Annotated in this window: 22 protein-coding genes; 7 read left to right on the top strand and 15 right to left on the bottom strand. The window is 38.7% G+C overall.

Annotated elements, in window-relative coordinates; genetic code table 11:
* Positions 1-216: 216 nt before the first annotated feature.
* From PMI_RS14175 to PMI_RS14190, 4 genes are all read left to right on the top strand, one after another.
* Positions 217-1,608, top strand: coding sequence for a uracil-xanthine permease family protein (locus PMI_RS14175; RefSeq protein WP_012368529.1), 1,392 nt, complete (start codon positions 217-219; stop codon positions 1,606-1,608).
* A gap of 140 nt (positions 1,609-1,748) precedes the next feature.
* Positions 1,749-2,288: a hypothetical protein gene (locus tag PMI_RS14180; RefSeq protein WP_012368530.1), complete on the top strand. Its 540-nt coding sequence runs from the start codon at positions 1,749-1,751 to the stop codon at positions 2,286-2,288.
* Between the two features lie 94 nt (positions 2,289-2,382).
* Positions 2,383-4,071 (top strand): AsmA family protein, encoded by a 1,689-nt coding sequence (locus PMI_RS14185; protein WP_012368531.1) that lies wholly within the window; start codon positions 2,383-2,385, stop codon positions 4,069-4,071.
* 83 nt (positions 4,072-4,154) lie between these two features.
* Entirely contained in the window at positions 4,155-4,394 is a 240-nt protein-coding gene (locus tag PMI_RS14190; protein ID WP_004246813.1) for a hypothetical protein, read from the top strand.
* 87 nt (positions 4,395-4,481) lie between these two features.
* Here the strand turns inward: PMI_RS14190 and rluF are convergent, their stop codons facing one another.
* The 10 genes from rluF to typA all read right to left on the bottom strand — a co-directional run bounded on the left by rluF (position 4,482) and on the right by typA (position 12,764).
* On the bottom strand, positions 4,482-5,360 hold the full coding sequence (rluF, locus tag PMI_RS14195) for a 23S rRNA pseudouridine(2604) synthase RluF (protein ID WP_004246812.1): 879 nt from the start codon (positions 5,358-5,360) through the stop codon (positions 4,482-4,484).
* Positions 5,361-5,535: 175 nt separating this feature from the next.
* The gene (fabY, locus tag PMI_RS14200; protein ID WP_004246811.1) at positions 5,536-6,450 is read right to left on the bottom strand and encodes a fatty acid biosynthesis protein FabY; all 915 of its coding nucleotides are present in this window, start codon (positions 6,448-6,450) and stop codon (positions 5,536-5,538) included.
* Positions 6,451-6,473: 23 nt separating this feature from the next.
* On the bottom strand, positions 6,474-6,911 hold the full coding sequence (gene dtd / locus PMI_RS14205) for a D-aminoacyl-tRNA deacylase (RefSeq protein ID WP_004246810.1): 438 nt from the start codon (positions 6,909-6,911) through the stop codon (positions 6,474-6,476).
* Positions 6,912-6,991: 80 nt separating this feature from the next.
* Positions 6,992-7,609 carry a glucose-1-phosphatase gene (yihX, locus tag PMI_RS14210; RefSeq protein WP_004246809.1) on the bottom strand — a complete coding sequence of 206 codons (618 nt, stop codon included), beginning with the start codon at positions 7,607-7,609 and terminating at the stop codon, positions 6,992-6,994.
* Positions 7,610-7,950: 341 nt separating this feature from the next.
* A complete protein-coding gene (locus tag PMI_RS14215; protein ID WP_004246808.1) occupies positions 7,951-8,259 on the bottom strand; it encodes a helix-turn-helix domain-containing protein in 309 nt (102 codons plus the stop codon).
* 328 nt (positions 8,260-8,587) lie between these two features.
* Positions 8,588-9,004: a hypothetical protein gene (locus PMI_RS14220; protein ID WP_004246806.1), complete on the bottom strand. Its 417-nt coding sequence runs from the start codon at positions 9,002-9,004 to the stop codon at positions 8,588-8,590.
* Positions 8,982-9,305 carry a hypothetical protein gene (locus PMI_RS14225; RefSeq protein WP_012368533.1) on the bottom strand — a complete coding sequence of 108 codons (324 nt, stop codon included), beginning with the start codon at positions 9,303-9,305 and terminating at the stop codon, positions 8,982-8,984. Before PMI_RS14225 ends, PMI_RS14220 begins: the two co-directional genes overlap by 23 nt.
* 224 nt (positions 9,306-9,529) lie before the next feature.
* Positions 9,530-9,949 (bottom strand): type II toxin-antitoxin system VapC family toxin, encoded by a 420-nt coding sequence (locus tag PMI_RS14230; protein ID WP_012368534.1) that lies wholly within the window; start codon positions 9,947-9,949, stop codon positions 9,530-9,532.
* Entirely contained in the window at positions 9,946-10,179 is a 234-nt protein-coding gene (vapB, locus tag PMI_RS14235; RefSeq protein WP_012368535.1) for a type II toxin-antitoxin system VapB family antitoxin, read from the bottom strand. Before vapB ends, PMI_RS14230 begins: the two co-directional genes overlap by 4 nt.
* 749 nt (positions 10,180-10,928) lie before the next feature.
* Positions 10,929-12,764 carry a ribosome-dependent GTPase TypA gene (typA, locus tag PMI_RS14240; RefSeq protein ID WP_004246802.1) on the bottom strand — a complete coding sequence of 612 codons (1,836 nt, stop codon included), beginning with the start codon at positions 12,762-12,764 and terminating at the stop codon, positions 10,929-10,931.
* 359 nt (positions 12,765-13,123) lie between these two features.
* Between typA and glnA the strand changes: the two genes are divergently transcribed.
* The 3 genes from glnA to glnG all read left to right on the top strand — a co-directional run bounded on the left by glnA (position 13,124) and on the right by glnG (position 17,191).
* The gene (gene glnA / locus PMI_RS14245; protein ID WP_004246801.1) at positions 13,124-14,533 is read left to right on the top strand and encodes a glutamate--ammonia ligase; all 1,410 of its coding nucleotides are present in this window, start codon (positions 13,124-13,126) and stop codon (positions 14,531-14,533) included.
* Between the two features lie 179 nt (positions 14,534-14,712).
* Positions 14,713-15,759 (top strand): nitrogen regulation protein NR(II), encoded by a 1,047-nt coding sequence (glnL, locus tag PMI_RS14250; RefSeq protein ID WP_004249083.1) that lies wholly within the window; start codon positions 14,713-14,715, stop codon positions 15,757-15,759.
* 10 nt (positions 15,760-15,769) lie between these two features.
* On the top strand, positions 15,770-17,191 hold the full coding sequence (glnG, locus tag PMI_RS14255; RefSeq protein ID WP_004246799.1) for a nitrogen regulation protein NR(I): 1,422 nt from the start codon (positions 15,770-15,772) through the stop codon (positions 17,189-17,191).
* A gap of 29 nt (positions 17,192-17,220) precedes the next feature.
* Here glnG and hemN read toward each other — a convergent pair whose 3' ends face one another.
* The 5 genes from hemN to PMI_RS14280 form a co-directional block, all read right to left on the bottom strand.
* A complete protein-coding gene (gene hemN / locus PMI_RS14260) occupies positions 17,221-18,594 on the bottom strand; it encodes an oxygen-independent coproporphyrinogen III oxidase (RefSeq protein ID WP_012368536.1) in 1,374 nt (457 codons plus the stop codon).
* 861 nt (positions 18,595-19,455) lie between these two features.
* Positions 19,456-20,112, bottom strand: coding sequence for a DUF799 domain-containing protein (locus PMI_RS14265; protein ID WP_004246797.1), 657 nt, complete (start codon positions 20,110-20,112; stop codon positions 19,456-19,458).
* Positions 20,109-20,459, bottom strand: coding sequence for a DUF4810 domain-containing protein (locus tag PMI_RS14270; protein WP_004246796.1), 351 nt, complete (start codon positions 20,457-20,459; stop codon positions 20,109-20,111). Before PMI_RS14270 ends, PMI_RS14265 begins: the two co-directional genes overlap by 4 nt.
* A gap of 24 nt (positions 20,460-20,483) precedes the next feature.
* Entirely contained in the window at positions 20,484-21,164 is a 681-nt protein-coding gene (locus PMI_RS14275) for a CsgG/HfaB family protein (protein ID WP_012368537.1), read from the bottom strand.
* Positions 21,165-21,618: 454 nt separating this feature from the next.
* Complete coding sequence (locus PMI_RS14280) at positions 21,619-23,952, bottom strand: Tex family protein (protein ID WP_004250050.1); 2,334 nt, start codon at positions 23,950-23,952, stop codon at positions 21,619-21,621.
* Positions 23,953-23,964: the final 12 nt, after the last annotated feature.

The following is a 23,964-nucleotide window of genomic DNA, read 5'->3' on the forward strand; positions in this document are numbered from 1 at the left end:
TTTGTATAAAAAAACTACGACGCTAAGTTCATCCATGAACAACGCCAAAAGCAGGTATACCCCGATTAGAAAAAAAAACGACGATAAACACAAGTTAAAACATATAAAAATGTGAGCGCCTCTTATGCATTTTGATAACATCAATTTTACGCAAACGATTGCTTTTGTGGCGCAGATCATTAAAATACGCTTTTTGCCAGATAAGAAATTCACATCATGGTTACTTCAGAAAATCGTAATTTGTCACAAAGTAGTCAGATTTCGCCCCAAAAAACGAGTGAACTTTTATTCGCTTTAGAAGAAAAGCCCCCATTACTACAAACACTATTTGCGGCTTGTCAGCATCTATTAGCCATGTTTGTCGCCGTAATAACCCCTGCTATCTTAATTTGCCAAGCATTAGGGTTACCTGCACATGACACTCAACGCATTATCAGCATGTCATTATTCGCCTCAGGTATTGCATCACTGATCCAAATTCGAGCTTGGGGTCCCGTAGGTTCAGGTTTATTATCAATTCAAGGCACCAGTTTTAATTTTGTGGCTCCTCTGATTATGGGGGGGTTGGCATTAAAAAATGGTGGCGCGGATATTCCAACAATGATGGCGGCTCTATTTGGCACTTTAATGGTTGCTTCACTTACCGAAGTGCTATTATCGCGTTTTTTACATTTAGCTCGCCGGATTATCACACCATTGGTATCAGGAATTGTGGTGATGATTATCGGCCTTTCTTTAATTCAAGTTGGGCTTACTTCTATTGGTGGTGGTTACGCCGCTATTGAAAGTAACACCTTTGGCTCACCTAAAAACCTTTTATTAGCGGGTTCGGTATTAGTGGTTATTATTTTACTTAACCGCCAAAGAAACCCTTATTTACGTGTCGCTTCTTTAGTGATTGCTATGGCTGTCGGTTATATTTTGGCATGGTGGCTAGATATGCTACCTACACCGCCTGAACAACAAGAAACACCGATTATCACCGTACCAGAACCTTTCTATTATGGCCTCTCATTTGATTGGCATTTACTTATCCCACTAATGCTGGTGTTTATGATCACCTCATTAGAAACCATTGGTGATATTACTGCCACCTCAGATGTTTCAGAACAACCCGTCAGTGGGCCACTTTATATGAAACGCATTAAAGGGGGCGTATTAGCAAATGGATTGAACTCTATGGTTTCTGCGTTTTTTAATACCTTTCCAAACTCCTGTTTTGGGCAAAATAACGGCGTTATTCAATTAACAGGTGTGGCAAGTCGCTATGTGGGCTATGTCGTAGCAGCCATGTTGATTATTTTAGGGTTATTTCCCTCTGTGGCAGAATTTGTACAACGAATTCCTGAACCTGTACTGGGAGGGGCAACGCTTGTTATGTTTGGTACTATCGCTGCATCTGGGGTGCGTATCGTCTCTAAAGAGGCGCTAAATCGTCGTGCTATTATGATCCTCGCCATCTCTTTGGCCGTAGGACTTGGGGTATCACAGCAACCTCAAATATTACAGTTTGCACCAGATTGGCTAAAAACATTACTGTCATCCGGTATTGCTGCAGGCGGTCTAACCGCTATTATTTTAAACCTGATTTTTCCACCCGAAAAATAATCATTAATAAACTTCCAAATAATAAAGCGCTATTTTCATAATCAAAAATAGCGCTTTATTTGTTGGTCTTTTTATAAAAGCATTGTCCTTTAAGTTACGGTAGATATTTATCTAATTACTTAAAAACAAAGGAGAATACAATGTTGACCCCAACTAAAAACTCTGCACTCGAATACTTAAAAAGTCATCCATCTACTAAAGAATTTCATATAGAAACTATTGGGCAATTTTTTACTTATCTCAAAGATTCTATTCTTTCATTGTTTAATAGTGATCATAAATTTAGCTATTTAGGAAAGATGTCTGTTGCAGATTTCAACTTAATGTATATTAGAAAAGATTTGCATACTTTTTTAACTAATCCATTTCTCAATAAATCGGAACATAAAGACAAAGTAGGCGCTCTTCAGTACTCATTTGATTACTTGCAGAATCAAGCCCATATTACACCTAACCTTTACAATGTTTATCGCTCTGGAAATTTTGAGCCTAACGAATTGATTTCACAATTAATTAATTACGGCAATAAGCTTATCAAAAATAATTTAAGCACCGAAGAAGCACAACATGGTAAATATGTTATAGAAACATTAAAAGAGGTATTGAATAATTTAGAAAAATTATCCAATACAGAAAAAATGAGACTCAGAATATTAAGTATCGTTAATGAACGGAAGTAATCTCTTTGATTTACCCGATGAATACTTGAGCATCAACTCGTTTTCAGGCATAACTGTATGATGTTTTGATGGAGTATAAAACAGGAGAAAGGTTATGCGCTGGCTGATAAAAAGTTTGGTATCTCTGATACTTATCGTTATTTTATTTATTATTGTGATTTATGCCTTTCTTCAGACACAATGGGGTGCGCAAAAAACTAGTGAATGGTTAACACAGTATAGTGATTATGACATTCGCTTTTCCGGTATTGAACATGATTTAACTCAACCAGAACAAATTGTTGTTTATGATCTGTCCATTAACCCCAAACAAGATAAAACCGCCGTATTAGCCCAATCAGCACAACTTAGATTTAACTGGCAATTTTTTACTACGGCGTCTCATCTGCAAAAAATTACTTTAGAGAATGGTAAAATTATTTTAGCTAATAAAATAGCTCCCCTTCCTGTTAGTGCAGATATTCTCCAGTTTAAAAATATGCAGTTAGATAGCATGCCAACATCTAGCACAACATTCACCTTTAGCGCTAACAAAATAACGGGAGGTATCACACCTTGGAAACCTACCTCGACCGATCCTATTGGTGCGGGGCATTTTCAGTTTTCCATTGCTGATGGCATGATAGGAAAAAATAGCTTTAATAATTTTATTGTTGCTGGCGAATATCAACCAAATCGTATTTTGATTGAAAAATTAGCCACCCAGTTCCTTAATGGCTCACTCTCTTTATCAGGCCAATATCAAGATAACCAATGGCAACTTAATGATGTTTACTTAACCGGACTGCGTTGGCAATCCACAAAAACCTTAGAAGAGTTACAACAATCATTAAGTCAATCTCCAGCAATGACTATCAAGCAATTGAACATTGTTGATTTTACTGCCGAAGGGAAACAGTGGGCAATAAGTGGATTTGCTGGGCAGTTTTCTCAAATTGCGTGGAATAATAGCCTATCACTGACATCCGGTGAGCTAAACACCGATGATATTGTGTATAAAAATCAACATGTCACTGATGTGATCGCTAAGTTAAATCAGCAAGATAATTTATTTAACATAGATAATTTAAGCTTACGCTATGAAAAAGGGCTAATAAAACTAGCAGGACAATGGAACAGCGAGACAAAGACTTTAAATATTGAAGATGCAACACTCTCAGGTATTTTATATACCCTACCTGAGCAATGGCTCTCCTTCTTTGCTAAACCTATTGAGCAAGATGTGAAGAGTATCAATATTAAGCAGCTATCATTAAACCAATCTATCCTCATTGATATTAATCCCCTCTTTCCTTTTCAATTTACCGGCCTAACAGGCCAACTGAAAAATTTAATCATCGCCAAAGATGGGCAATGGGGATTATGGCAAGGCGCCGCGACGTTAAGTGCTGATAGTGGCACATTAAATGGCGTAGAGCTTCGCCGCCCTGACCTAACATTAATGACACAACAAGATACTGCCATTATCCCACAGTTTTCTGCTTTCGTAGATAAAGGCATCGTGCGTGGCTCTGCTGCATTAGAACAAAACAATAACCAAAGACTATTTTCTCTTATCGTCAATGGGCTGAATGTGCCCCTCTCTTTGCCTAATAATATGGGCTGGAAATTATCGCAACCTACCGATGGAACAGGACAATTTACCTTAAAGCTTAAAGGCAACTTAGCCGCTGACGCTGTTATACCGACCTTAAATGGTACATTAATAGGTAAAAAAGATGACCAAACGCCTATCGATGACAGGATGCAAGACGGCGAAATAATAAATAATTTATCCTTTTGATGGTTTAGCAGGCGCATAGATTGCGCCTGCTGCAAAAAGCGTTACAATGCAGACTCTTTCTATTTTCTTATTGCGGAGTTTTCATGTCTGATGACAATTTTTCCCTGCCAACAATCACTCTTGATGAATTTCAGCAAGCACCCTTAACCGCACTTGAAAATAGTAGTAGTGTCGAAGTGTGTGATAATAACCAAACTCCGTTATTTTATTGCCTATCAAAACAGGATTATGACACGCTAATGGGGCGTATTATGGATGCAGAATTAGCCGCCATTGTACTTGAACGTCGCCAAAAGAAACTCGATGAACTGGATTTAGAGTGATTGATTGCAGTGAGGAATAAAGCGGGATAAGCGCTAATTTCTCCCGCTATAGGCGCTTATTTAACTCAGAATGACAAAAGAAACAAACTAACGTTTTTTCTTTTTACGCCCCGGTTGTGCAAAGCGTTTACGCGTATTATTTTCCGTCTCTTTGGCTTTTGTTTTCGGAATATGGATCCCTAACGCTTTCGCATTACTACTTATCTGTTTCTTAGGTTTATTTTGCTTCTGTTTAGGGGCTTCAGAGCTTGATGCTTCAATAGCATCAAATAGCTTTATCAGCTCATCATCCGTTAAATCACGCCATTCCCCGACAGGTAATCCCGCCAAACTAACATTCATAATACGGATACGTTCAAGCTTGGTGACTTCATAACCAAAATATTCACACATACGACGAATTTGACGGTTTAGACCTTGTACTAAGGTGATACGAAATACCATTGCGGCTTCTTTTTTCACCTTACATTTCTTGGTTTTTTGTCCCAGAATAGGAACACCCGCCCCCATACCGCGAATAAATTCATCAGTAATGGGTTTATCAACCGTGACCAAATACTCTTTTTCATGGGAGTTACCCGCCCGTAAGATTTTATTGACCAGATCACCATGGTTAGTCAAAAAAATCAGTCCCTGAGAATCTTTATCTAAACGACCAATTGGGAAAACACGGGTGCTATGGTTAACATAATCAACAATATTATCTTTCTCACCTTCATCTGTGGTACTGACGATACCTACAGGTTTATTCAGTGCGATCAACACCAGCTCAGAATTATCTTGCGCTTCAATTAATCGTCCATTCACTTTCACTTCATCGCCAGCCGTTACGCGATCGCCAATGCCTGCGCGCTTACCATTGATAAGAACCAGACCTTGCTCGATATAACGGTCGGCTTCACGACGTGAACAGATACCGCTTTCACTGATATATTTATTAAGACGAGTAGATAAATTGGTGTCCATGCTTCCCTCCGTAAACTGCGGAATATACCTCAATTAAGTGACGATAGAAACACTATTAGGTAGACACTAAAGCAGAGATTTCTCACTCCCCATTTCCATGATAAGAAAAAGGTAGAAAAAAAGAGAGATAAAAACAATAAATAACTTAATTTTCAATTAAATAGAGATTTATTATTTAGCACTGTTTATTTTGTGAGGGTAACACAATGTAAGTGCCGCTAAAAACCGCCCCCGTTCCTTCATCACCACAAATATCAACATCTAACTTAATACGTGCTTTGCTTCCTTTCGCTAATCGTCCTAAATCACCACTTAAATTTTCCATATCAGCAACGGCTGACGGCCGACCAGAGACTGGTTTACGATAACGAATATGCGCATCCACCAGCACAATATCGCCTTGCAGTTTATGCTCTTGCATTAACAACCAAATCAGCCCCCAACCGGTCAGTGTTGCTAAAGAAAACTGGCTACCGGCAAAAATAGTATGGTGTGGGTTTTGATTACCGGATTCAGGGATCGTGGTATAAAAACGGGTGCCCGTATATTGCGTAATACGTAACCCCATTTTTTCACTTAGGGGGATATGCTGATGCCACTGTTTTTGTAACTCCGCACACCAATCAGGACGATGGAGAATATCATCTAATGATTCAATACTTTTTTTCATAAAGTAATGTTTGATCGGGGTAGTTTGAGGACCTGTGACTAAACCACAATTCTCATAACCTAATTTTTCAAAGAAACGAACGGACTCTTCTCTGGCGCTACAAACAATACGCTTTACCCCTTCTTGACGAGCTAAAGACTCTAACGCCATGGCAACTAAAGAGCCTAATCCTTTACCTTGAGCATCCTCACGTACCGCCATAAAGCGGATTGCACCTTCATTATCGGCATTTATATAGAGACGACCAATAGCAACGGGTTGCCCACTGTCATCAACCACCATCTGGTGATGCGCTAAGGTATCATAACCATCTTTTTCGGAGCCTTCGGGCTGATGTAACGGTTTACGAAGCATTTCCCAACGAAAAGTATAATAAGCTGCTAATTCTGCTTGCGTCTTAGGGGTTCGTAAATGATACATAGTAAGCTCCTATTATAATTCAACTAGACCTGCAACCAGAATGTCACTGGGCCATCATTAGTCAGGGTGACCTGCATATCGGCGGCAAATTGCCCTGTTTGGGTTTCTAAACCTTGTTGCTTACACTGCTCAACAAAATAGTGATATAAATTTTCAGCCATTTCAGGAGGCGCTCCGTTAGAAAAACCCGGTCTCATCCCTTTTTGGGTTTCGGCAGCCAGTGTAAATTGCGATACGACTAATAGGCTACCACCTGCTTGTTGTACATTCAGATTCATTTTGTCATTTTCATCACTGAAAATACGATAACCACACACTTTTTCACACAATCTTTTTGCTTTCTGTTGGTTATCGTCTTTTTCTACTCCTAATAGCACGAGTAAGCCGTGATTAATGGCACCAACAGTCACACCGGCAATATCGACTTTCGCTTGTGTCACTCTTTGGATTAACGCAATCATACTGTATTCCTGATTAACACCGAATATGTGTTTATAAAAAAAGGATAACAAATTCAATTAATTGTTATCCTATTACAACGTTATTCTGTTACTGGGAGAGTAAAATCATGATCTTTAAAGTATTCAACAACCGTATTTTTATCTACGACATGAACACCTTGAATACCTAACGCAATGGCTGCATCGACATTAGTTTGTAAATCGTCAAAGAAGACAGCATCTTGTGCTTCAACGCCTTCGGACTGTAGCACATATTTATACACTTCAGGATCTGGCTTTCTCATACCGATATCTTGGGATAAATAGAGAAAATCCGCTGAAGCGGCGATTTCAGGATAGTGCTGAGGCCAATAATCTTGATGTAATCGATTAGTATTTGACAATACCACCACACGATGACCTTGCTCTCTTAGCTTATTCATTATATCTATGACTTCTGGGCGAACAGCGATAAAAATAGCCTGCCATCCTTCCGCAAACTGTTCAAAACTCAGTCCAATACCAAGCTCAGCACAGACAGCTTCTGCAAATTCTATATCCGTAATATTGCCTCGTTCGTGTAATTTAAAGGTTTCCCCAGTCGTAAAATTATCTTTTATACTGGCTAATGGAACCCCACTGAGTTTACTCCACACGGCAAAAACACGATTGAAATCAATATCGATAATCACATTACCCATATCAAAGATATAAAGCATAAATTCTCTCCATAATAGAAAACTCGTTTTACTTTAATCATAAATTGCTTGAGTGAATAGGCTTAAACGATAAAAAATACCATATTCACACCTAATTTTTTGAAAAACATAAAACCAGAAGGGGAAGAGACGAAAAATAAGACGAGAAGCATCCTTATCTATAAAGGAATTGCCATGTGATGATAAGGTACTCTCTCCCCATTTATTTTCCTATGATTTTAAAATCATCATGCAACTGTGCCCAATGTAATACTAATTTCTCTTTATGCTCATCAAGCATTTAAAATGCCATGTAGCTGAATATTAAGGCCTTCCACTTTCTCGATTTGTTTATTCATACCTTATTCCTCTGTTTTAAACCAAAAGTCGAGATCATCCCCATCATCTTTCAAATCAATTTCGCTTTTATTCGCTATCACAGTACTTGCAATCATAGGGTTTATATTAGAATTTTTAGCCTTAATTGATAACTCTAAATCTAGTCCTTCTAATACTCTTAATAAGGTTGATAGTTTTAAATCACTTCCTGATTCTATACGTTGGTATTGTTGCTGTTTCATACCGATACGTAGATACATATCTTTTTGCTCAATACCTAATTTTTTACGTTGTTCCGCTATTAAATTAGCAATTTCATTAATAGTCTTCATAATTAACTCTAAACCATTTCAGTGATTACATTAGCATTATATACAACATTTTAGTTGTATATAAACAAAAAACAACTTATAAATTGTATACAGCAATAAAAACAACTTTCAAGTTGTATATAAGACAAGAAACAACACTTGAGTTGTAAATGGAAATCAAGGAATGAAAAATAACAAAAGCTAGCATTATAGGTATATCAGCGCATTATCCGAACTCACTTATTCATGCTAATGCACAACCATATGAAGATATTACTATTAGATATGAAAGTATATCTTGGGATCACATTTGTGCAGGAATGTCAGGTGATAGTATTAGTCAAAACATTTAAGATTTCTCAACAAAAAGTGATGTGGTTCTTGATTTTTCATCAATAGATATTTTTATATGTATATTATCTTTAACCCATCGCTCTTCTTTATAGAAATCATCATATGTAGAGGTGAATCCATTTTTAGATAGATTATCAATAAGAGCTATGTTCTTTTCAGGTTTTATATTAAAAAAAATAACATCATTGGACTCATTTGAATTTCCATCTATGGGTCTATAGATAATGATATATTCATCTGATATAAAATCTATTTTTTTGACCTCATCAAAAGTGTATAGGTAATAATAAACGAAATTTAACTTGGTATATTCTCTGTCACCAGGAAACATCAGTAAAATGATGGTCGTCATTAAAGATAAAATCAATAATATTGGAAAAATAAAAAATTTATTCAATTTTAATCCATTCACTTTCAGCTCCAATGTTTATTCCTGTTGTATCTTTTACATGAATTAAAATACTATTATTTCTAATATCTTCTATCGGTTTTACGCGATCCAAATAGCATGGTAATGAAACGAAGTAAGGTCTTGCATTATTTGGATAAATAGCAGGATCAGGAAAAATTAACGGTTTGAAAAGCTTATTTTTATATTTACTAATAGAGCCGTAATAATCCCAGCGACGATAAGCCTCTTCTTTACTTAATACTGTTAAATATGTCATTGGGTCTACGTCACTAACATAGTCTCCTGCAGTTAGAACACCCATTAAAGTGGATGCATCTTCACCTTTTGCATGACTTTTATCTATCCATCCAATTTATTTTGTGTAGATAAGTCTGCCTCCATCAATATCTGATCTTTTTGTCATTATCACACATCTTTTGTTATTACATTTTAGTTTTAGATAAGACCGTATTATGTTAAAAAAGCCAGTAAATTACTGGCTTTTTAGTGTTATAAAAATAAAAACGGCAACGCATCCCAAAAATATCAAACATGAGTCCAGTCCTCTATTTTTAGTCCTTCAACTCGTGAAAATTCACGGGTATTATTTGTTACCAATATTGCATTAACCGCGACAGCATGACCAGCAATCGCGCTATCATTATTTCCTATGGGCAATCCCACATCAGATAAGCATTTTTTTATCACGGTAGTTGCGTCTACCGCCGCTTTATCCCATGCCAAAATCGCGTCAACGCGTTCACAGAAAGCATCAACCAAACGATTGTGTTTAGGTGATGCTTTTTTTCCTATTGCTCCAAAGCGCATCTCTGAATAAGTAATCGCTGATATGACAATAGTATCGTGGTTCATTACACATTTCTGAAGTTTTTCGAGCAAAGAAATAGGTTGCTCTCGCATGATAAAAGAACAAATGTTTGTATCAAGCATATAGACTTTTTTCACAGAATAACTCGTCCTTCTTCAATAACATCATCGCGTTCAAGCAAGAAATCACTGTCGGCTTTTTCTTCGTTTTGTAATGAAATCCAGTTAGGTTTTACAGGGCGTAAAATAATACAATCCCCATCTCGGCTTATCTCGAGTTCATTGACACCATCAAAATCGAAATCTTTAGGTAAGCGAATGGCTCGGTTACTTCCGTTTTTAAATACAGCTACAGTTCTCGTTCTCATATCAGATACCTCTTACGTTAGCATATGCCAAATATATGCCTTCGTGTGACATATGTCAACATATGCATGGGTATGTAAGACCCGAGTACCCTATCAAACACCCAAAACCATACTGAAAGTTTAGAACGGTTTCTGTGCTGTTCAATGGCATTTTTAACATTTCTTTTTTAAACCTAAAAATACGGTTAACGTTTTTAAAAGTAGCCAATGATTTATGAGATATCGGATGAAAGCGAAAAAAGTAAAACCCGAGACTGAGATGCACAAATGGAAAAGGTTCAACCAAATGATAAAAGGAAAAATCGGTTTAGTCCGGCGCAAATAGAACAATGGAAAAAGGAGCAAGAAGCCCAAAAGCAATGAGAAGCATGACTGACTGAAAGTAAAGAGGCAATAAAACGTCACATGAAAGACTTATAGCATTTAGCATAAAAACCTAATGCCTCAATGTGGTACTAATCAAAACAGAGCGAAGCGACAACATCTTCTTGTCTTTGCTTTTCTCCATGATCGGTTATTGTGCCTTAGCTCGTGCAACTAGCTAAGTTGGGTACTTCTGGTTAGGTTGGGCTTCTTTCGATGGTGCAATCGAAAAATCTCTAGTCCGTTGATTGGTGCTCTTATCAGGTACGCACTGTAATCTTTCGATACCGCAAGGGTAGAGCTAGGATCACTTCACAGAAGTGACGGGGTTTTATAAACTCAGGGCGCTTAACGCGCCCTAAGAATTATATTATCAGAATAACAAATTAGTCTTTGCTACGATAAGCACGACGACGATCGTTTTCTGAGAGATGACGTTTACGTAAACGAATAGATTGTGGAGTCACTTCCACTAATTCATCATCATCAATAAACTCTAATGCTTGTTCTAATGTTTGCTTGATATGTGGCGTCAGCGTTGTCGCTTCATCCGTACCAGAAGCACGCATATTTGTCAGTTTTTTACCTGTTAAGCAGTTTACTGTTAAGTCATTAGAGCGAGTATGAATACCAATAACTTGGCCTTCATAAACTTCTGCACCATGAGTAACAAATAACTTACCACGATCTTGTAAGCTATATAGCGCGTAAGCAACGGCTTTACCCTGACCATTAGAGATCATCACACCATTATTACGACGACCGATTTCACCTGGGCGCACATCGTCATAATGACTGAATGTTGCGTACAGTAAACCAGTACCTGATGTCATCGTCATAAACTCAGTACGGAAGCCAATTAAACCACGGCTAGGGATAATGTAGTCTAAACGTACACGTCCTTTACCATCTGGTTGCATGTCGCGCATTTCACCTTTACGCTCACCCATCGCTTGCATCACATCACCTTGGTGCTGCTCTTCAATATCGATAGTGACTTGTTCGAAAGGCTCTTGTTTACGACCATCAATCTCGCGGAAGATAACTTTCGGACGAGATACGGCTAATTCGTAACCTTCACGGCGCATATTTTCAATCAGTACTGATAGGTGTAATTCACCACGACCTGATACACGGAATGCATCTGGATCTTCAGTCTCTTCAACACGCAGTGCTACGTTATGAACTAACTCTTTTTTCAGACGATCTAAAATCTGACGAGAAGTAACAAACTTACCTTCACGACCACAGAATGGTGATGTATTAACACAGAAATACATGCTAACAGTAGGCTCATCAACGGCTAATGCAGGTAATGCTTCCACAGCACCTACTTCGCAAATCGTATCAGAAATATTTAATTCACCTAAACCTGTAATCGCAATGATGTCGCCAGCTTCTGCAACGTCAACATCGATACGCTCTAAGCCTAAATGACCTAATACTTTACCTACTTTACCGTTGCGGGTATTACCTTCGCTATCGATGATAGTCACTTGTTGATTAGGTTTTACTTTACCGCGCTTAATACGGCCAATACCGATAACACCCAGATAGTTATTATAATCTAACTGAGAAATCTGCATCTGGAAGGTCCCCTCCAGATCGACTTTTGGCGGCTCTACATATTTGACGATAGCTTCATATAATGGAGTCATATCATCAGCCATGTCATTATAATCTGTTCCCGCAATACCATTTAATGCTGATGCATAGATAATTGGGAAATCCAGTTGTTCGTCAGTCGCACCTAAGTTAACAAACAGATCAAAGACCTGATCAACAACCCAATCAGGGCGTGCACCTGGACGGTCAACTTTGTTGATAACAACAATAGGTTTTAAGTTGTTAGCAAACGCTTTTTGTGTCACAAAGCGAGTTTGTGGCATTGGGCCATCCATCGCGTCAACCAGCAATAGAACGCTGTCTACCATAGACATAACGCGTTCTACCTCACCACCGAAGTCGGCGTGTCCTGGGGTATCTACGATATTAATACGATAGTCATTCCATTTAATCGCTGTATTTTTCGCAAGAATAGTAATTCCGCGCTCTCTTTCGAGATCATTAGAGTCCATCACGCGCTCAGCAACGGTTTCACGTTCACCGAACGTGCCAGATTGCTGTAGTAATTTATCGACAATAGTAGTTTTACCATGGTCAACGTGGGCGATGATGGCGATATTACGCAAGTTTTCGATCACAAAATTTGCCTCAGGCATTGTAGAAATAAGCGTGTTATTGTACACGCTTTAGACGAGAGACTAAACAAGATCACAATAATGATTGCTTAACAATATGCAATTAATTGAATTGTGATCCTTTTCACGCCTCAGAAATAAGTCGTCTTGAACCGATTGCACCAAAATTGTGCAACTATTCAGACTTAATTTGCACCAAATTTGTGCAATAATTAAAAAATCACGGGGGATATTCTACACTAAACTTCATCAATACAGTATATATCCCTTTTTAGATAAGTTGGCATGCTTTTCGCAATAGAATTTAGGTGAGCAAAAAATTCACCGAAAAATGTGTAAGGCCACTGCACTTAATAAAACCATTCGCCAGGAGAGTTACTATGTCCCTTGAACATGTGTTATCCATGATTGAAGAACATAAAGTTAGATATATTGACTTACGTTTCACTGATACCCGCGGTAAAGAACAACATATTACTATTCCGGCGCATCAAGTTAACGATGATTTCTTTGAAGAAGGAAAAATGTTCGACGGCTCCTCTATTGGTGGTTGGAAAGGCATTAATGAATCAGATATGGTGCTAATGCCTGATGCTACAACAGCGATGCTTGACCCATTTTTCCAAGATCCAACATTAATTATTCGTTGTGATGTTTTAGAGCCAGGCACTATGCAAGGTTACGATCGTGACCCGCGCTCTATCTCAAAACGTGCAGAAGACTACTTAAAATCAAGTGGTATCGCTGACACCGTCCTATTTGGCCCTGAACCTGAATTCTTCCTTTTTGATGATATTCGTTTTAAAAATGATATCTCTGGTGCTTCTTATGCCATCAATGATATTGAAGCAGCATGGAATACCAATACACAATATGAAGAAGGTAACAAAGGTCATCGCCCAATGGTAAAAGGAGGTTACTTCCCTCTCCCTCCGGTTGATTCCTCACAAGATATTCGCTCGACCATGTGTAATATCATGGAAGAGATGGGCTTAGTGGTTGAAGCACACCACCACGAAGTCGCAACTGCAGGTCAAAATGAAGTGGCAACCCGCTTTAATACCATGACCAAAAAAGCAGATGAAACTCAAATTTATAAATACGTAGTACAAAACGTCGCTAACGTATTTGGTAAAACCGCGACCTTTATGCCAAAACCTTTAGTGGGTGATAATGGCTCAGGTATGCACTGCCACATGTCACTGTCTAAAAATGGTGTCAATTTATTTGCTGGTGATAAATATGGCGGATTATCTGAAATGGCGCTGTATTACATTGGTGGTATTATCAAACATGCTCGTGCATTAAACGCATTTACTAACCCAACCACTAACTCATATAAACGCTTAGTGCCGGGATTTGAAGCCCCTGTTATGCTGGCTTATTCTGCCCGTAACCGCTCAGCATCCATTCGTATTCCGGTAGTCGCTAGCATGAAAGCACGCCGTATCGAAGTGCGTTTCCCAGATCCTTTAGCTAACCCTTACCTTGCATTTGCAGCTCAATTAATGGCAGGTCTTGATGGTATTATCAATAAAATTCACCCAGGTGATGCCATGGATAAAAACCTCTATGACTTACCCCCAGAAGAAGCTAAAGAGATCCCAACAGTGGCAGGTTCATTAGAAGAGGCGCTCAATGCCCTTGATAATGACCGTGAATTCTTAACCCGTGGCGGTGTATTCACTGATGATGCTTTAGACGCTTATCTTGAGCTATTACGTACTGATGTGCAGCGTGTTCGTATGGCACCACATCCACTTGAATTTGAAATGTATTACAGTGCGTAACGCACAATAGTTAAAGTACTTACTTTGCTTATGATTTTTTTGTTGCCGTGAAGCTATTTTGCCCATCTTCGGATGGGCTCTTTTCTCTCTAATGAGGCATCTGTTAATAAATTACGCATCTGTTCATTTATGAAAAAAAAGGTAAGATGCACTAAAATGGTGCAATGGGAGTATTCAATATGGAAACGGCGGATTTACCTGATAACACACTTATTTTGGATTCATTAATCCACTCAGTATTGGTTATCAACCAAGAGTTTATTATTTGCTATGCAAACCATGCTGCATTGCAATTACTGGCTCAAAGTCGTCGCAAATTATTTGAAACCCCTTTTAGCGCACTGTTTAGTTATTCCTCTTTTGATGAACAGTTAATGCGTGAAACATTAGCAAATGGGCAAAGCTTCACTGATAACGAAGTGATTTTGGTTATTAATAACCAATCACACACTATGTCGCTCAGTGCCCAGCCTATTTCCGAGCAACACATTTTGTTGGAGCTGGCGCCTATGGATAGTCAACGCCGGTTAAGCCAAGAGCAGATACAACAAGCACAACAAATGGCGGCTAGGGAATTGGTTAGGGGACTGGCACATGAAATTAAAAATCCACTCGGTGGATTACGAGGGGCGGCTCAATTATTAGCAAAATCATTACCTGATCCTGCGCTGACTGAGTATACCCAAGTCATTATTGAACAAGCCGATCGCCTAAGAGCGCTTGTGGATAGGTTACTCGGTCCACAACATCCCGGCACCAAAACCTTTCAGAGTATTCATCATGTTGTAGAGCGTGTTGCACAACTTATCACATTAGAATGCCCTGAAAATGTCACCTTACTCAAAGATTATGATCCTAGTCTACCTGAGCTTTCACACTATCCGGATCAGATTGAGCAGGTATTGTTAAATATCACCCGTAATGCATTACAGGCAGTGGAGAAAACTGGGGGAACTATTATTTTGCGAACCCGAACAGCGTTCCAAGTCACACTGCAGGGTGAACGTCATCGACTAGTGGCTCGCATTGATGTGATTGATACTGGCGCGGGTATTCCTCCTCATCTACAAGACACGCTTTTTTACCCGATGGTCAGTGGCAGAGAAGGCGGAAATGGCCTTGGTTTATCCATTGCACGTAGCTTAGTCGACCAACACGCCGGTAAAATTGAGTTTACCAGTTGGCCGGGAAATACCGAGTTTTCTATTTACTTGCCAATAAAATAGGAGATAACCAATGCAAAAAGGAAATATATGGGTTGTCGATGATGATAGCTCTATTCGCTGGGTACTTGAGCGAGCCATTACACGAGAAGGCCTTACATGTAAAACCTTCGAACACGCTAATGACGTCCTCAGTGCACTCAATAGTGAACTTCCCGATGTATTATTATCAGATATTCGTATGCCTGATATTGATGGTTTATCTCTATTAAAAAGCGTTAAAGAGCAACACCCTACGTTGCCGGTTATTATCATGACAGCGCATTCTGATCTTGATGCCGCGGTAAATGCTTATCAGCAAGGGGCATTTGATTATCTCCCCAAGCCTTTTGATATTGATGATACACTTGCACTCATTCATCGTGCTATTACGCACTATCGAGAGCAAAAACAACCTAATACAACAGAAACTAACCTTCAATCTGTCTCTGACATGATTGGCGAAGCCCCTGCGATGCAAGAGGTTTATCGCATTATTGGCCGCCTTTCTCGCTCATCAATTAGTGTGCTTATCAATGGCGAGTCGGGTACTGGTAAAGAATTAGTTGCACATGCTCTTCATCGCCATAGTCCGAGAGCACAAGCCCCTTTTATTGCACTCAATATGGCGGCTATTCCCAAAGACTTAATTGAATCAGAACTTTTTGGTCATGAAAAAGGGGCATTTACTGGTGCATCTCAAGTACGCCAAGGCCGTTTTGAACAAGCAAATGGCGGTTCCCTCTTTCTTGATGAAATTGGCGATATGCCACTGGATATTCAAACCCGCTTATTACGCGTCTTGGCTGAAGGACAATTTTATCGTGTTGGCGGTTATGCCCCTGTGAAAGTCGATGTGCGTATTATTGCCGCGACTCATCAAGACTTAGAAAAACGCGTAATGGAAGGTGATTTTCGTGAAGATCTCTACCATCGACTCAATGTAATACGTATTCAATTGCCCCCACTGCGTGATAGAACAGAAGATATTCCAAGCTTAGCGCGTTATTTTCTCCAAAAAACCGCTCGAGAGCTTGGTGTTGAAACCAAAGTGCTCCACCAGCAAAGTTTACATTGCATGATGGAATACCACTGGTCAGGTAACGTCAGACAATTAGAAAACGTATGTCGTTGGTTAACGGTTATGACCGCTAGCCAAGAGATTATGCCGCAAGATTTACCTCAAGAGATCCGCCAATCAGATGAGAAGAGCAAATCGATACCTCGAGTCTCCTCTCAACATTGGTCACAACATCTTTCATTATGGGCGGATGAGGTATTCAGTGAAGGCAAAGAAAATATTCTTAATGACGCTCTACCGCAATTTGAGCGCACCTTACTACTCAGTGCGCTTTCCTATACAAAAGGCCATAAACAAGATGCTGCTCGTTTATTAGGATGGGGAAGAAATACGCTGACACGTAAATTAAAAGAGTTAGGTATAGAGGAGTTTTAAGTCACTCCCCTCCCTTTTATTTTTGCCCACTAAATCACTCGAGAGAATTGGCGTTGGCGCATTTGATTACGTAAATAAGTATCAAAACACATACAAATATTACGGATCAATAAACGTCCTCTTGGAGTGACCTGAATTTTTTCTGCGCTGATCTCCACCAATCCATCTTCTACCATTGGTGCAAGCAATGCTAAGTCTTCTTTAAAATAATCTTGGAAATCAAGCTGATATAGATTTTCAATCTCAGTAAAGTTAAGATGGAAATTACAAATCAAGGTCTTAATAACATCGCGACGAATACAATCATCATGAGTTAGAGAGAGTCCACGCCACAACGCATGCCCTTCGCTATTTACGCGAGCATAATACTCTTTTAGCACTTTTTCGTTCTGCGCATAGTGATCACCCAGCATACTGATAGCTGAAACGCCCATTCCCAATAAGTCACACTCTTCATGAGTGGTATATCCTTGGAAATTACGATGTAAAATACCTTGGCGTTGTGCAACCGCTAATTCATCATCAGGCTTAGCAAAGTGATCCATACCAATAAACTGATAACCATTTGTGGTGAGTGTGGTGATAGTCTCTTGCAAGATCTCTAACTTTTCTTCTGCAAGTGGTAAATCTTCATCTTTAATTTTACGTTGTGCGGCAAATAAATTAGGTAAATGGGCATAATTGAACACACTTAAGCGATCAGGGGACAATTCAATCACTTTTTTTAACGTAAAAGCAAAACTTTCTTTAGTCTGTTTAGGTAGCCCATAGATCAAATCAATACTGGTAGAATGAAAGCCCACTTCACGCGCTCTTGCTACTAATGAAAAGATAAATGCTTCATCTTGTTCACGATTAACTTTTTGTTGTACCTCTTTATTAAAATCTTGCACCCCCATACTTAGGCGGTTAAATCCCTCATTGTGTAAATGATCAATAACATCTAACTCAATCTCACGGGGATCAATTTCAATAGAGAGCTCAGCATTTTCCACAAAATGAAAATGTTGTCTTAATAAAGCGACTAAGCGACTAATTTGCTGTTTATCAAGAAAAGTGGGAGTACCGCCCCCCCAATGCATTTGGGTCACTTTTCTATTTTTAAAATAGCGAGCGCGATTAATAATTTCTTTTTCTAAAACATCAAGATATTCATCAGCTTTATGTTTATGGCGCGTGATAATTTTATTACAACCGCAGAAATAACATAACTTATGGCAGAAAGGAATGTGAATATACAGTGACAGAGGTCGTTCGGGATAACGCTTTGTTGCTTGTTCGAAATCCGCATCACTATATTGCTGATTAAATTCCAATGCCGTTGGGTATGATGTGTAGCGCGGACCTGAATAGTTATACTTATGGATCAGGTCAAGATCCCAAATAATTGTTTGTTCTGACATGCTTCTACCTTCCAAAAGTGAACCGCCGATGTGCCATACCAGCCAACAGACATTATGACCACCAGAAATAATAGTGTAACCAATAAATGCTTAACTGAACACGAGAGAAAAAAAGATCCTGTTTTTGACCTTTTCACTCTATCTGTAAATAATCACTCAAGTAAAAAATATGATATAGATCACATTAAACGGAAATAGTATTACTGTTAAAATTTATTTATGAATAAATTAAGTTTATTCAATATGTTAGTAGCGCATTTTAATAATACATCTTTTTTCGATTATTTTTATAACACATTAAAAAAAATATATTACTCAAAATACACTTTAAAATAAATAAATATATCGTTTTATTAATTTTATTATATTTTTATTCTCTCATAATTCGATAGTTATAATTATAATGATAATTAGCCCTTTACCTAATTTATAATATTACATACTCTATATTTAAACATTGATTAATATCCAATTAAGTCGTGTTTTGATTTAAATTTGAGGCTCAGTAAAAGAATAAAGGTCGCTATATTACAAGGAAAGATAGCACTCCCCATTACCTTTTCGCATTCATTCTGATATTTCTCTTATTTAATCGTCTCTTTATATATTCCGAATTAAGGATTATGCGCCACGGAAGGAAATGGACAATCAACCAAGGATGGTTAGTTCTCTGCGATATATCATTTCCCCCCTTAATGTTTCACTCTCAAATCAGTAGTCTCACGCTGTTTATATAAAATGCAGATAAAATCACCCAATATAAATAAGAATAATTATTATTTATAATAGATAAATAAAAACGCGGCTTATATTTACAATATAAACCGCGTCTTTTAAAAGAGTAATCACTATAACAAACTGTTATTGTCCCTCTTTTTCATAGTGGGGAGAGCGAGGACCATATAAGATCCCATTGGCATGTCCAGCAGAGAGTAAACGCACACTTGCTACTCCTGCAATTTCGTGACTTTTATCTGCAATAGTATCAACAATTTGAGTCACTACTGCAGAAACTAACATGCCCACCAAACCATTCGATGCTGTATCCCCTTCTGCACTCGATGCACTGGCATGTCCACTCCACAGTAAGGCACCATTACGTAAATCAACCAATTTAGCACTGGCACTGACACGCGTCTCACTGGCGATCACTTGATAAGAAGTACCATATTGGGTGACATCCAAATAGAGCACAGAATCCGCACCAAAAATCTCACGTAACTTACTAGGACTCACCGCTTGGATATCGCTTCCCGTTGACAAACCATTTTGTTTAAAGGTCTCTTCAACAACGGCGACAGGAAAAACATAATAGCCAGCTTCCGCCAAAGGATAAGTCACTTGAGATAAAAAACTATGGGCAGCTTCTACTTCTGGAGTCTGATTTTTAGGTAACAGCACTAAAATGCTTTTTGGTTTACTTGCTTTAAAGGCGGTATAGTCTGTTTTGACTGGCTCTGCACATCCTGATAACACAAAAGCAAATGCCACAAAAACTAACGTTAAAATGCGATTCATTTTTGTGCTCCCTTATTTTTCATCAGAAAATCCATAAACTTTGCTGATTCAGGATAAAGAGTTTTCTCCTGATCAAACTCACTCATGGCTAAGTCTAATGCGCCAGTGGTCACATATAACATGCCCAAATGTGCATGTAACCCCGGTGGAACGCCTAATGATTTCGCTCGGGCAACCTCAATGCTTTTTTTCAATGCATCGATTTGCGCATGAGGATCACTTTCACTTTGTTGATAATATTGATATACCACCGTTTGATAACTATCCCAGTTATAAAGAGGCTTTGGCGCTTGGCACCCAACCAATAACAACGAGGCAAATAGCAACCCCAGCAATGATTTTGACATTTTTATATCCTTATAAAATTGGGGTTACTGCTCAGGCTGCCAAGCATGGCTTTCAATCCCTGCAACTAAATTATTCACCGCTTCACGAATGGCTAAATCAAGCACTTTACCATTAAGTGTTGAGTCATAACTTGCTGTGCCACCAAAACCAACAATCTCACGATTAGAAAGCTCGTATTCCCCCGCACCTTGCGTAGAGAACACCACTTCAGAGGTATTCACATTCACAACATTTAAGTTCACTTTGGCATAAGCAACTTGGGTTTTTCCACGTCCTAAGATACCAAATAGTTGGCGATCACCTACTTCTTTGCGACCAAACTCTGTCACATCACCAGTAATAACGTAAGTTGCGCCTTTTAATTGCTGACTTTGGCCTTTAATCTTCGCTTCTTGTGTTAACTCCGTTAAGTTAGCGCGATCTAAAACATTAAAACGGCCTGTTTGTTGTAAATGTGTAATTAAAATCGTTTTAGATTGATTACCCAATCTATCCACACCATCAGAAAAAATACCATTCATGTAATTAGAACGGTTATCAAACTTACCAATAGCAATGGCACTCTTAGGTCCTGAGTAAGTCGTATTATAGGTAGCCACTTTAGCAACCTCTAAAGAGCGAGAAGATTCTGAGGCACAACCTGCTAGTAATGAAGCAGAAAGTAAAACTACTCCTAATGATAATTTATTAAATGTCATTTTCATCATCCAATATCGGTGAAATAAACCTATCGTCATTGATTTTTTGTTGTGCAAATCCTATGACGAACAATAAAATAAGATAAATTTTAATTTACGTTTCTATTTTACCCGCCATTAAACCATAACAGTAGTAAGGTTAATAATGGGATCAACTTATTTTTAATATAAAATTAATCACCCATAGGGAAAATAGAAAAATGTTGATAAAAGAAACAACAAATGAATATAAAGATAAAATACGTTATATTCTATCTATTATATTAGCAATATACCTTAAGTTAGATAAAAGCAGACTAAGACAAAAGACTAAAAGTATATTTTATATTAACAAAATAATTTAATTGCTGATTACTTTTGGCTTTTTATTCATCAAACCATAGATTGAGTGAATAGTTATGAAACGTGAAGTAATACAATTTATTACTTCACGTTAATATTGATGGCTACCTATAAGATATTAGCGTTTTTTACCAAATGCTGCGGCCAATGCATCACTCATCGCACTATTACCTGCATTGTTACCCGTATTTGATTGGCGGTTTCTGGTCGGTTTTTGCCCGCGACTATGTTTAGAAGCATTATCCTTAGTCACTGACTGACGTTTATGATCACTATCAGCAGCCACTTCATCTAAACGCATGGTTAACGCAATACGTTTACGCGGTAAATCGACTTCAAGGACTTTTACCTTCACAATATCGCCGGTTTTTACCACAGTATGGGGATCTTCAACAAATCTATCCGACAGTGATGAAATATGCACTAATCCATCTTGGTGTACCCCAATATCCACAAAGGCACCAAAATTAGTCACATTAGTTACAGTACCTTCCAATATCATACCACTGACTAAATCATTCATTGTTTCAACACCTTCGGCAAAGGTGGCTGTTTTAAACTCAGGTCGAGGATCACGCCCCGGTTTAGCAAGCTCCTTTAAGATGTCATTAATGGTAGGCAAACCGAACTGCTCGGTGACAAACTCTCTGGCATTGATTTGTGAAAGTAATGCACTATTGCCCATGACTTGATCAATTTTTTGATGTATTGATTGCAAGATATTTTCAACAATAGGATAGGCTTCTGGGTGAACCGTAGAGGCATCAAGTGGATTTTTACCATCACGAATACGTAAAAATCCTGCACACTGCTCAAACGCTTTAGGCCCTAAGCGCGCCACTTTGAGTAACTGTTTTCTATCCACAAAACGGCCATTTTCATCACGCCAAGCAATAATATTTTGAGCAATAGATTGGCTAAGCCCCGCCACTCGCGTCAATAGCGGTACAGAGGCTGTATTTAAATCAACACCGACACCATTTACACAGTCTTCAACAACAGTATCTAATTTTTTTGCCAATAATGTTTGGCTCACATCATGCTGATATTGACCCACCCCGATAGATTTAGGATCAATTTTTACCAATTCCGCCAATGGATCTTGTAAGCGACGAGCGATAGAAACAGCGCCACGAAGAGAAACATCCAGATCCGGAAATTCTTTAGCTGCCAGCTCTGATGCCGAATAAACCGATGCCCCGGCTTCGCTCACGATCACTTTTTGTGCTTTAACTTCTGGGTAGCGTTTTACTGTATCAGCAAAAAAACGCTCTGTTTCACGTGATGCAGTACCGTTACCAATCGCCACTAACTCTACATTATGCTTAATACATAATGCCGCTACACTAGCAGCGGCTTTATCCGCTTGTCCGGTATGAGGATAAATAGTATCTGTCGCAATCAGCTTACCGGTACTATCCACCACCGCGACTTTAACCCCAGTACGTAAACCAGGATCTAGCCCCATCGTAGCTCGCATACCTGCAGGTGCGGCCATTAAGAGATCTTTTAGGTTACGTGCAAACACATTAATGGCTTCATCTTCCGCTTTCTCACGTAACTGACCCATTAACTCAGTTTCAAGATGCATTAACACTTTTATACGCCAAGTCCAGCTGACAACGGCTTTACGCCAACTATCCGCGGGTTGATTATTAAGACGTAAACCTAAATGCTCCGTAATCAACTGTTCGCCATAGCTCTCTTTGGGGGCTTCTTCGAATTGTGGATCAGGATTAAGTGATAACTGCAAAATACCTTCATTACGACCACGAAACATCGCTAATGCACGGTGAGAAGGTACATGAGCAATCGGCTCATGAGTATCAAAATAATCGCTAAATTTAGCGCCTTCTGCTTCTTTTCCGTCAACAACTTTGCTAACAAGATGCGCATTTTTCCATAAATATTGGCGAACTTTAGCTAATAATCCAGCATCTTCTGCAAAACGTTCCATTAAGATATAGCGAGCCCCATCTAAGGCTGCTTTACTATCATCTATGCCTTTTTCAGGGTTGATATATGCACTTGCTGCGTCTTCAGGAGTATGTTGTGGTTCATTCCATAACAAATCAGCTAATGGCTCTAAGCCATTTTCAATTGCAATTTGTCCACGAGTACGACGTTTCGGTTTATAAGGAAGGTAGAGATCTTCAAGTTCTGTTTTACTTTGCGTCTCATTAATCGAAGAGCGTAATTCTTCTGTGAGTTTCCCCTGCTCTTCAATTGATTTTAAAATAGTTTGGCGACGATCATTGAGTTCCCGTAAGTAACTCAGGCGGGTTTCCAATTGACGAAGCTGAGTATCATCTAACCCACCAGTTACCTCTTTTCGGTAACGGGCCACAAAAGGCACCGTATTCCCTTCATCCAGTAACGTAATGGCCGAAAGTACTTGCTGGGGCTTTACTGATAGCTCTTGTGCAATAATTCGGCTTAATGATTCATTCATAATATATTTACC

This window comes from Proteus mirabilis HI4320, from assembly GCF_000069965.1.
GTDB classification, from domain to species: domain Bacteria; phylum Pseudomonadota; class Gammaproteobacteria; order Enterobacterales; family Enterobacteriaceae; genus Proteus; species Proteus mirabilis.

Bases quoted from the DNA above. Each gene is read 5' to 3' on its own strand.
- PMI_RS14175 (WP_012368529.1), top strand. From the start codon at position 217: ATGGTTACTTCAGAAAATCGTAATTTGTCACAAAGTAGTCAGATTTCG.
- PMI_RS14180 (WP_012368530.1), top strand. From the start codon at position 1,749: ATGTTGACCCCAACTAAAAACTCTGCACTCGAATACTTAAAAAGTCAT.
- PMI_RS14185 (WP_012368531.1), top strand. From the start codon at position 2,383: ATGCGCTGGCTGATAAAAAGTTTGGTATCTCTGATACTTATCGTTATT.
- PMI_RS14190 (WP_004246813.1), top strand. From the start codon at position 4,155: ATGTCTGATGACAATTTTTCCCTGCCAACAATCACTCTTGATGAATTT.
- rluF (WP_004246812.1), bottom strand. From the start codon at position 5,360: ATGGACACCAATTTATCTACTCGTCTTAATAAATATATCAGTGAAAGC.
- fabY (WP_004246811.1), bottom strand. From the start codon at position 6,450: ATGTATCATTTACGAACCCCTAAGACGCAAGCAGAATTAGCAGCTTAT.
- dtd (WP_004246810.1), bottom strand. From the start codon at position 6,911: ATGATTGCGTTAATCCAAAGAGTGACACAAGCGAAAGTCGATATTGCC.
- yihX (WP_004246809.1), bottom strand. From the start codon at position 7,609: ATGCTTTATATCTTTGATATGGGTAATGTGATTATCGATATTGATTTC.
- PMI_RS14215 (WP_004246808.1), bottom strand. From the start codon at position 8,259: ATGAAGACTATTAATGAAATTGCTAATTTAATAGCGGAACAACGTAAA.
- PMI_RS14225 (WP_012368533.1), bottom strand. From the start codon at position 9,305: ATGGGTGTTCTAACTGCAGGAGACTATGTTAGTGACGTAGACCCAATG.
- vapB (WP_012368535.1), bottom strand. From the start codon at position 10,179: ATGAGAACGAGAACTGTAGCTGTATTTAAAAACGGAAGTAACCGAGCC.
- typA (WP_004246802.1), bottom strand. From the start codon at position 12,764: ATGCCTGAGGCAAATTTTGTGATCGAAAACTTGCGTAATATCGCCATC.
- glnA (WP_004246801.1), top strand. From the start codon at position 13,124: ATGTCCCTTGAACATGTGTTATCCATGATTGAAGAACATAAAGTTAGA.
- glnL (WP_004249083.1), top strand. From the start codon at position 14,713: ATGGAAACGGCGGATTTACCTGATAACACACTTATTTTGGATTCATTA.
- glnG (WP_004246799.1), top strand. From the start codon at position 15,770: ATGCAAAAAGGAAATATATGGGTTGTCGATGATGATAGCTCTATTCGC.
- hemN (WP_012368536.1), bottom strand. From the start codon at position 18,594: ATGTCAGAACAAACAATTATTTGGGATCTTGACCTGATCCATAAGTAT.
- PMI_RS14265 (WP_004246797.1), bottom strand. From the start codon at position 20,112: ATGAATCGCATTTTAACGTTAGTTTTTGTGGCATTTGCTTTTGTGTTA.
- PMI_RS14270 (WP_004246796.1), bottom strand. From the start codon at position 20,459: ATGTCAAAATCATTGCTGGGGTTGCTATTTGCCTCGTTGTTATTGGTT.
- PMI_RS14275 (WP_012368537.1), bottom strand. From the start codon at position 21,164: ATGAAAATGACATTTAATAAATTATCATTAGGAGTAGTTTTACTTTCT.
- PMI_RS14280 (WP_004250050.1), bottom strand. From the start codon at position 23,952: ATGAATGAATCATTAAGCCGAATTATTGCACAAGAGCTATCAGTAAAG.